7 protein-coding genes are annotated in these 9,254 nt (G+C 65.4%); 5 read left to right on the forward strand and 2 right to left on the reverse strand.

The window, feature by feature from the left end:
* Positions 1-39 precede the first annotated feature (39 nt).
* Together pheT and pheS are read right to left on the reverse strand one after the other, a co-directional pair.
* Positions 40-2,442, reverse strand: coding sequence for a phenylalanine--tRNA ligase subunit beta (pheT, locus tag NE547_RS16025; RefSeq protein ID WP_256176431.1), 2,403 nt, complete (start codon positions 2,440-2,442; stop codon positions 40-42).
* Between the two features lie 91 nt (positions 2,443-2,533).
* Entirely contained in the window at positions 2,534-3,559 is a 1,026-nt protein-coding gene (pheS, locus tag NE547_RS16030) for a phenylalanine--tRNA ligase subunit alpha (protein ID WP_256176432.1), read from the reverse strand.
* 489 nt (positions 3,560-4,048) lie between these two features.
* Here pheS and NE547_RS16035 point away from each other — a divergent pair, with 489 nt between their 5' ends.
* The 5 genes from NE547_RS16035 (at position 4,049) to NE547_RS16055 (ending at position 9,068) form a co-directional block, all read left to right on the forward strand.
* Positions 4,049-5,458 (forward strand): MATE family efflux transporter, encoded by a 1,410-nt coding sequence (locus tag NE547_RS16035; RefSeq protein ID WP_256176433.1) that lies wholly within the window; start codon positions 4,049-4,051, stop codon positions 5,456-5,458.
* A 55-nt stretch (positions 5,459-5,513) separates the two neighbouring features.
* A complete protein-coding gene (locus NE547_RS16040; protein ID WP_256176434.1) occupies positions 5,514-7,052 on the forward strand; it encodes an NAD(P)H-hydrate dehydratase in 1,539 nt (512 codons plus the stop codon).
* Positions 7,053-7,063: 11 nt separating this feature from the next.
* Positions 7,064-7,672: a hypothetical protein gene (locus tag NE547_RS16045; RefSeq protein WP_256176435.1), complete on the forward strand. Its 609-nt coding sequence runs from the start codon at positions 7,064-7,066 to the stop codon at positions 7,670-7,672.
* A gap of 362 nt (positions 7,673-8,034) precedes the next feature.
* Positions 8,035-8,619, forward strand: coding sequence for a DUF3793 family protein (locus tag NE547_RS16050; protein WP_256176436.1), 585 nt, complete (start codon positions 8,035-8,037; stop codon positions 8,617-8,619).
* A gap of 32 nt (positions 8,620-8,651) precedes the next feature.
* Entirely contained in the window at positions 8,652-9,068 is a 417-nt protein-coding gene (locus NE547_RS16055; RefSeq protein WP_186907076.1) for a flavodoxin, read from the forward strand.
* Positions 9,069-9,254 lie beyond the last annotated feature (186 nt).

Here is a 9,254-nt window from a genome sequence, read left to right on the forward strand (position 1 = left end):
CCAGGCTGCAGCGGGCGGTCTTGTCCTGTTGGCGGCGGTTCAGCGCAGCACCGCGCCCAGCTCGCGCTCCAGAAGCGTCAGCACGCTGCGCACGTCCTCATCCGCCTCTTCGGCGGTGAGGCTGCGCTCGTCCGAGCGCAGGGTCAGGTTGAAGGCCACGCTCTTTTTCCCGGCGGGAATGGGCGCGCCGGTGTAGATGTCGAAGAGCTCCACTTCCTTCAACAGGCCCCGGGCGCCCCGGTTGATGCACTCCTCCAGCTGCGCTACGGTAATCTCCTGAGCGCACACCACGGCGATGTCCCGGGTGACGGAGGGGAAGCGGGGCAGCGGTTCGTATCGGGCCTCGCCGGCGCGCTGGGCGAGCAGGTCCATAAAGTCCAGCTGGGCGGCGAACACGTCGCAGTCCATCCCGTAGTTTTGACAGGTGAGGGGGTGCAGCTGGCCCAGCACACCCAGGAAGACGCCGCCCGCGCGCACTTCGGCGCAGCGGCCGGGATGGAAGGCGGGGATATCGCTCCGGGCGGCAAAGCGCACGTTCTTCACATTCAGGGCGCACAGCGTCTGCTCCACCACGCCCTTGAGGGCGAAGAAGTCCATTCCCGCGCCATAGGCGCCCAGGGAGAGCATGGGACGCTCGTCGGCCAGATCCCGGCCCGCCACCGGCTTATAGACGGTAGCGATCTCATAGAGTTTGGCGGCCTTATTCCGGTAGCTGTAGTTGCGGGCCAGGGTCTCCAGCATGGAGGGCAGGGCGGTGGTGCGCATGACGGAGGTATCCTCCCCCAAGGGGTTGAGGATAGTCACGCAGTTGCGCTTGTCCGAGTCTGCCGGCAGGCGGATCTTATCGTAATAGGAGGGGGAGATGAAGGAATAGGTGATGATCTCGCTGTACCCCATGCCCCGCAGCAGGCTGCCAGTCCTCCGCTCGGCCTGCTGCTTGCCGGTAAAGCCGCCCTGGGTGGTCTCGCCCCGCATGAGGGTGACGGGGATCTTGTCGTACCCGTGGAGCCGGGCCACCTCCTCGGCGATATCGGAGTAGTGCTCCACATCGGAGCGCCAGGAGGGGACGATGATGGTGTCGCCGTCCAGCGTGAAGTCCAGGCGCCGGAGCATGGCGCGCATCGCATCCTCCGAAATGTCGGTGCCCAGAAGGGCGTTGATCTTCCCCGGTTCCAGCCGGACGGTGCGGGGAGCCTGGTCGGAGGCGATCACGTCGATGACGCCGTCGACCACTTCGCCGCAGCCCAGCAGCTCCACCAGTTCGCAGGCCCGCTGGACGCCCTTGTAGGTGTTCATGGGGTCCAGGCCCTTTTCGTACCGGGCGGAGGCGTCGGTGCGCATGCCCAGCGCGGTGGCGGTGCGGCGGATGGACACGCCGTTGAAGTTGGCCGACTCAAAGACCACCATGGCGGTGTCGCCCACGATCTCGGAGTTGGCGCCGCCCATGACGCCCGCTACGCCCACGGGCTTGTGCTCGTCGCAGATGCACAGCATGTTGGGCGTCAGCCTGCGGTCATTGCCGTCCAGCGTCTGGATGACCTCGCCTTCCCGGGCGGTACGCACCACGATCCTGCCGCCCTCCACACAGGAGAAGTCGAAGGCGTGCATGGGCTGGCCGTACTCCAGCATGACGTAGTTGGTGATGTCCACGATGTTGTTGATGGGGCGCACGCCGCTGGCACGCAGCCGCTCCCGCATCCACAGGGGAGAGGGGGCGATCGTTACGTTGCGCACCATGCGGGCCGTATAGCGGGGGCAGAGCTCCGGGTTCTCGATCTCTACATCCAGCAGCTCGGCCACGCTGGTGCCGTCCGTTCCCTTCACCTCGGGGGTGTGGAGCTTGAGGGGGCGGTCAAAGGTGGCGGCGGTCTCCCGGGCCAGACCGATGACGCTCAGGCAGTCGGGACGGTTGGGGGTGATCTCGAACGCTACGATGTGGTCGTCCAGTCCCAGCAGGGCGGGCACGTCGTCGCCGGGCCTGGGGTGTTTGGCCGCCAGGTCCGGATCGCTCGTAAGGATAAAAATGCCGTCCGCTACGCTGTAAGGCCAGTCATGGTCGGTCATGCCCAGCTCCTTGTAGGAGCAGAGCATGCCGTTGGACTCCACGCCGCGGAGCGTGCCGGCGGTGATGTGCACCCCGCCGGGCAGCCAGGAGTCGTGCAGGGCGACGGGGACCAGGTCGCCCACGTTCACGTTCTGCGCGCCGGTGACGATCTGGAGGGGGGCCCCCCGGCCCGCGTCCACCTGGCAGGTCCACATATGGTCGGAATCGGGGTGGCGCTCCATGGCGAGCACCCTGCCCACCACAACGTTGCGGATCTCCGTGCCTTCCACGGTGACCCCCTCCACCTTGGAGCCGGAGAGCGTCATGGCGTCGCAGTATTCTTTATCGTCGGCGGGGGAGTCTACGAACTCCGCCAGCCATTTTCTTGAAAGATCCATCTGTTATTTCGTCCTTTCCGCATTCCGGCGGGCGCGCGCGGCGCCTGCTGCGAAATGCGCTGTATGTGATTGCGCGTCCGGCTGTTTTGGCTCAGAACTGGCTGAGAAAGCGCATATCGTTTTCAAAAATAAGACGCAGGTCGGTGATGCCGAAGCGGCGCATGGCCATACGCTCCACGCCGATGCCGAACGCGAAGCCGGAATACACGTCGGTGTCGATGCCGACGCCCTGAAGCACTTTGGGGTGGACCATGCCGGCGCCCAGCAGTTCGATCCAGCCCTCGCCCTTGCACACCCGGCAGCCTGCGCCGCCGCAGGCGTGGCACTGCACGTCCACCTCGCAGGAGGGCTCGGTGAAGGGGAAATGGTGGGGGCGGAAACGGGTCTTGGTGCCCTTGCCGTACAGGGCCTCCACGAAGGCGTTCAAAGTGCCCTTCAGGTCGGCCATGGTGATGCCCTTGTCCACCACAAGCCCTTCGACCTGATGGAACATGGGGGAATGGGTGGCGTCTACCTCGTCCTTGCGGTACACCCGCCCGGGAGCGATGATGCGGATGGGGGGCGCCATCTTCTCCATGGTGCGCACCTGCATGGGAGAGGTCTGGGTGCGCAGCAGCAGGGAGGAGTCTTCCTTGATATAAAAGGTATCGCCCCATTCCCGCGCGGGATGGCCCTCCTCCGTGTTCAGTTTGGTGAAGTTATACTCGGCCAGCTCCACCTCAGGGCCCTCGGCGACTTGAAAGCCCATACCCACGAAGATATCCTTCAGCTCATCCAGGGCGATGGACATGGGGTGCTTGTGCCCCAGTTCCGGACGCTTGCCGGGGATGGTCACGTCCAGCGCTTCGGCTTCCAGCTTGGCGTTGAGCGCAGCCTCCGCGATGGCCTGCTGGCGGCGGGCCAGGGCATCCGTCAGGGCCTCGCGCACCTCGTTGGCCAGCTGGCCCATGATGGGGCGCTCCTCGGCGGAGAGCCTGCCCATCTGCTTCAAGACGGCGGTCAGCTCGCCCTTTTTCCCCAGGTACTTGACCCGCAGGGCCTCCAGGTCCTGGGCGGCCTTCGTCTGCTCCAGCGCGGAGAGGGCCTCCCGGCGTATGGTTTCCAGTGTTTCCTTCATATCTGCAACTCCTTTTGCCGTATTGACACAGCTTCCGTGGCGGGAGGGCGGGCTTCTGTGCAGCAAAAAAGCCTTTCCCCCCAACTGATTTGGGACGAAAGGCAAACCTTCCGCGGTACCACCCGCATTCCCGCGCCTTGGGGCGCGGGCACTCAAGACCCGATAACGGCGGGCGGGCCGTCCCTGTCTCCAGGGCCGCTCCGGGGCGAACCAAGCGACACGCTCCGGGGCGGCTCTCAGCCGGTGACCGCCCCTCTCTGGCAAGCGCAAACTCGCTATTTTCCCCTTCTTCACATGTGACCTTATATATATCACAAAAAAAAGAAAATGGCAAGATGAAATTGACGCGGGCCGGCCGCCGGCCTATAATGGACGGTACGGCAAAGCGGAACGGGAGAAGCGCGCGCAGAGGAAAAGACGGCTTGCGCCGGGGCGCCGTTCCCCTTTTGCGCGTGGCCGGAGGCGACCCGCAGCCTGCAGGGACATGCCGTGGAACAACGAGAAAAGCGAGCTGATGATGTGAAGCGGGACCGGAGAGAACTGCTGCTCTATGAGCCGAATCTGTATCGAGCGTTTTTGATCCTGGCGCTGCCGGTATTTGGGGCTAATTTTATGAAGGCCTTCAACGAGCTGGTAGACACTTTTTTTATCGGGCAGATCGCAAATTCGGTGGCGGCCCAGGCGGGGGTGTCCATCTCATGGCCGCTGCTGAATATCTTCGCCTCGTTCCAGGTGGGCTTCGGCGTAGCGGGAGTGGCCGTGATCAGCCAGCTGCTGGGCGCGGAAAAGCGGGAGCAGGCCCGGGAGAACGCCGGGGTGCTGCTGGTGGTGGCGGTGCTGTTCGGCGCGGCGCTCAATGTCCTGCTGTATTGGGCGGCCCCGGCGGTGATGGGCCTGATGGGGGCGCAGGGGGACGTGCTGTCCTGTGCGGTGGCTTATCTGCGGGTACGCTCCTTTGAACTGGTGTTTACCTTCCTTTTTTATGCCTTTCAGGCCGTCCGCCAGGCCCAGGGGGACACCGTGACCCCGGTGCTGCTGTCGGTGTCCGCCGTGGCGCTCAATATCCTGCTTACCGGCGTGTTCGTACAGGGATTGGGGCTGGGGGTATTCGGCGCGGGCCTGGCCACGGTGCTGGGCAATGCGGCAGCAGCTCCGGTGTGCCTGATCCTGCTGTTTCGGCCCGGGCAGTCCCTGTTCCTCACCAGGGCGCAGCTGCGCGTGCGTCCCGCAGTGCTGGCCCGGCTGTGCCGGGTGGCCGCGCCCGCGGCCGCCAGCCAGGCGCTCAGCTCTCTGGGGTTTTTGGTGCTGCAGACCGTCATCCTCAGCTACGGGGATCATGTGGCCGCAGCGTTCAGCATCGGGAACAAAATTTCCAATATCCTGCTGATGCCCGTGCTGGCGCTTGGCTCGGTGCTGGCGGCCTACGTGGGGCAGAACATCGGCGCGGGCCAGGGCGGGCGGGCCCGGCGGGCCTATGTGGTCAGCCGGAACCTGGGCCTTCTCATCGCCGTTGCGGGCAGCCTGCTGCTGATGCCCTTCCGGGCCGGCATGGTACAGCTGCTGAGCAACGACGCCGCCACGCAGGCCGCCGCGCTGGAGTATATGTTCTGGGTGCTGCTCACCCAGCCGCTGATGGCGCTGTTTCAGAACTATCTGGGGGTATTCAACGGCTCGGGGAACACCCACTGTGCTTTTATCCTTTCGACCTGCCGCCTCTGGGCCATCCGGCTGCCCTTGATCATGCTGTTCCGGCACGCTACCTCCATTGGAGCGGCAGGCGTTTGGTATGCCATGAATATCAGTAATTTCCTGATCCTGATCGTAGGAGCCCTGCTGTTCCGGCGGGTGGATTTTACGCCCTGCCGGGCGGCGGCGGAGAAAGAGCCGGACAAAACGTGAGGCCCGCCCCAAAGGGGCGGGGCCTTTGGAACAAGCGGAAGGAGTAGAAACGCATATGAGGATCGCATCGGCGCAGCAGATGCGCCAGCTGGACCAGACGGCCATCCGGGAGCGGGGCATTCCCTCTGACCAGCTGATGGAGCGGGCGGCCGCCGCGCTGGCGGAGACGGCCATGGACTTGGCCGGAACGGCGGGCAGCGGCCCCTTCCGGGCGGTGTGCTTCTGCGGCGGCGGCAACAATGGAGGGGACGGCGTGGCCTGCGCCCGCCTGCTGCTGGAGGCGGGATATGAGGTGCGCTGTATCCTGGTGGGCTCCCGGGAGAAGCTTACGGCGGATACCCGGACGATGGAGGCGCGTTTGGCGGCGGCCGGCGGTCGTTTGGAGTGCTTTGCTCCGGACGACGCGGAGTTTGCCGCCTGGTGCCTGGAGGCCCGCGTGATGGTGGACGCCCTCTTCGGCATCGGGCTGAACACGCCGCTGCGGGGCGATGCGCTGACCGCCGTGCATATGATGAACACCAGTGCGATCCCGGTGGTCTCCGCCGATCTGCCCAGCGGAGTGGAGGCGGATACGGGCCGGGTGCTGGGCGCGGCGGTGCAGGCGGCGGCCACCGTCACCTTCACGCTGCCCAAGGCGGGGCACTTTGTGGGCAAGGGCGGGGTGTGTACCGGCAAACTGGTGGTGGCGGACATCGGCATACCGCGGGAGCTGGTGGATGCGCTGGAATGTCCCATCCGGACGGTGGAGGCCGCCGATGTGATCCTGCCCCGCCGGGCCAGGGACGCCCACAAGGGGGATTTCGGCAAGGTCTATCTGCTGGGCGGCAGCGTGGGCTATACGGGCGCGCCGGTTTTGGCGGCCCAGGCCGCCGTGCGCACCGGCGCCGGGCTGGTCACCGTGGGGGTGCCCGCCCCGGTGTGGCCCATTGCCGCCGCCAAGCTGGACGAGGCGATGCCTCACCCGCTTCCCGCGGACAAGGAGGGGCGGCTCTCCCTGGAAGCGGGCGCTCTGGCGCTGGAAAAGCTCTGCAGCTGCGGCGTATGCCTCATCGGGCCGGGGCTTGGGCGGGGAAACGGTACGTATGCCGTGGTGCGCCAGCTGCTGCGGGAAGCCCGTCTGCCCGTCGTATTGGACGCCGACGGCATAAACGCGCTGGAGGGGCATATAGATGTGTTGGATGCCCGGCAGGGGCTGTTTACCGTCCTGACCCCCCACGACGGGGAGTTCGCCCGGCTGGGCGGAGATCTGAGCGGCGGCGACCGGCTGGGAGCGGCCCTGGACTTCGCCCGCAGGCACGGCTGCTGTCTGGTGCTGAAGGGGCACTGTACCATCACCGCCTTCCCCGACGGGAGCGCCTTCCTCAATACCACCGGAAATCCCGGTATGGCAAAAGGTGGAAGCGGAGACGTGCTGGGCGGGATGATTCTCGCTCTTCTGGGCCAGGGCCTGAGCGCCCGGCAGGCGGTGCCCATGGCGGTGTGGCTCCACGGCGCCGCGGGAGACCGCTGCGCGGAAGCGGCGGGGGAGTACGGTATGACGCCCGGCGACCTGATCCGTGCACTGCCCGGCGTATTGAACGAACATGTAAATTAGGAGGGACTCAAGTGCGCCGTCGCTGGATGTGCGTACCAATGATGCTCCTGGCGCTTGTACTGTCCGCCTGCGGCGGGACGGGGGCGGGCAGCCGGGCCGAACAGCTTGCGCTGGACATGCGGGGGGCGTACCTGGCCATGACGGCCTGCACCGCCTCTATGGAGGTCACGGCCGACTATGGAAGCCGCGTATACGATTACGGGATCGACGTGTCCTGGGAAAAGGAGGGGGACACGGTCCTGACGGTGACCGCGCCGGAGAACATTGCCGGCGTCACCGCCCGGCTGCGCCGGGACGCCGCGGCGCTGGAGTACGACGGCATCCGGGTGGAGACCGGAGCGCTGAACCAGCAGGGCATGAGCCCCGTGGACGCAGTGCCGGTGCTGTTGGACTGTGCCCGGGAAGGATTCATTGCCGAATGCGGCCTGGAGACGGAAGACGAGACGCAGCTGCTGCACATCATCTGCCGGGACCCGGAAGGGACGGCCGGGACGGGGCAGGAGTGCTCCCTGTGGTTTGAGGCGGACACCTTCGCCCTGCTGCGGGGGGAGATCGCGCAGGACGGCTTCACCGTGATCCGCTGTACGTTTACGAAATTTGAGCGTACCGGCGCTGGATAAGCCGTTTCGGCAGACAATACCAAACGCCCGCGCCGGTACCGGCGCGGGCTTTTGGCATATGTAGAAGGTAAAGTGGAGAGCAGGTTTGGGAGGGCCGGGCAGCCCATGGCGGGGCGGGCCGCCCGGCGACATTTAGTTAGCCGTAACTAACTTCTTGGGATGGATGAAGTGTACCATAACACGTGCGGTCTGTCAAGCAAAAACGGGAAAAATTTTTAGGGAAATAAAGATTGACAGTGCCGCGAAACTATGATACCATAAAAAAGGTTAGTATATACTAACTCTTGCGTTGGAAGCACCCATGTCGGGGTGCGTTTTTAAAAACCGGAAGTTAGCTGGTACTAATATATGGGGGTGAGCGTTTGGAACGGGAGGCCTTTGAACGGGCATTGGCCTATCATTGTGCCCCGGCGCTGGTCGGGCTGCGCTGCGCCTGCGTGATCTCCCTGTCGTCGGCGGACTATCCTGCGCTGCCCCGTGTGGCCGGCCGGTATACGCGTCTGCTGGAACGGCGGGGCGTGCGTATCGAGGTGCTCTGCCGCTGTGAAAGCCGCTGGCTGCTGCTGGTATACCGGCCGGAGCTGCTGGAGGCGCATTTGCAGGGGCGGGAGGCGGTTTCCCTGCTGCAACGGCGGGGCTATCCAACGGGGGCGGGCCTTGCCGCCCTGCTGCGGCACCTGCGGCGGCGTTTGCTCTGGCGGGAGGGCTTCCCCCACGAGATCGGCCTATTCCTGGGCTATCCGCCGGAGGATGTGCAGGGCTTTTTGGCAGATCCGGGGGGCGGCCGGTGTAAGCTGTGCGGGCACTGGAAGGTCTACCATGACGTGGAGGGCGCCCGGCGGCAGTTCGCCCGGTTCGACCGCAGCCGGGAGGCGCTGTGCAGCCGCCTGCGGGCGGGGATGACGCTTTCGCAGCTATTCGGCGTCCGGGAGACGCCGGCGGCGTGAAACTAAACAGACGATCCATGGAGGTACGGATGATGAGCAAGACAGCAGTGATTTACTGGTCCGGGACGGGCAATACCGAGGCCATGGCCAAGGCGGTGGCGGAGGGGGCGGGCGCGCGCCTGTTCACCGTGTCCGAGATCAGCGCCGGCGAGGCCGCCGGCTACGACCGCCTGGCGTTGGGCTGCCCCGCCATGGGGGCGGAGGTGCTGGAGGAGGGCGAGTTCGAGCCTTTCTTCACCGCGCTGGAGGGAAGGCTCTCCGGGAAGAAGCTCGCCCTGTTCGGCTCTTACGGCTGGGGCGACGGGCAATGGATGCGGGACTGGTACGAACGGGCGGAAGGCGCCGGCGCCGATCTGTGCGGCGACGAAGGGCTGATCCTCAACGAAACGCCGGACGCGGCTGGCCTGGAGGCCTGTAAGGCCCTGGGCGCGGAGCTTGCAGCGGGCTGAACGGTTAAACCGAAAACGAAAGAGCGCGGGGACGGCGTTTGCCGTCTCCGCGCTCTTGCTTTGGTAGTACCGCAGGCAACCCCCGGCTAAGCCGGGGGTAAAAAAGTAGCTTATAGCGAGGAGAAAAGTAGAAAAGAAAAAGGCTCCCTGTTAAAGTAAAAGTGGTTTGCCGACCACACAACTACG

The sequence above is a fragment of the Flavonifractor sp. DFI.6.63 genome (assembly GCF_024462255.1).
Taxonomy (GTDB): domain Bacteria; phylum Bacillota; class Clostridia; order Oscillospirales; family Oscillospiraceae; genus Lawsonibacter_A; species Lawsonibacter_A hominis.

Coding starts and splice junctions, on each gene's coding strand:
- pheT (WP_256176431.1), bottom strand. CDS start 2,442: ATGGATCTTTCAAGAAAATGGCTGGCGGAGTTCGTAGACTCCCCCGCC.
- pheS (WP_256176432.1), bottom strand. CDS start 3,559: ATGAAGGAAACACTGGAAACCATACGCCGGGAGGCCCTCTCCGCGCTG.
- NE547_RS16040 (WP_256176434.1), top strand. CDS start 5,514: ATGAGGATCGCATCGGCGCAGCAGATGCGCCAGCTGGACCAGACGGCC.
- NE547_RS16055 (WP_186907076.1), top strand. CDS start 8,652: ATGAGCAAGACAGCAGTGATTTACTGGTCCGGGACGGGCAATACCGAG.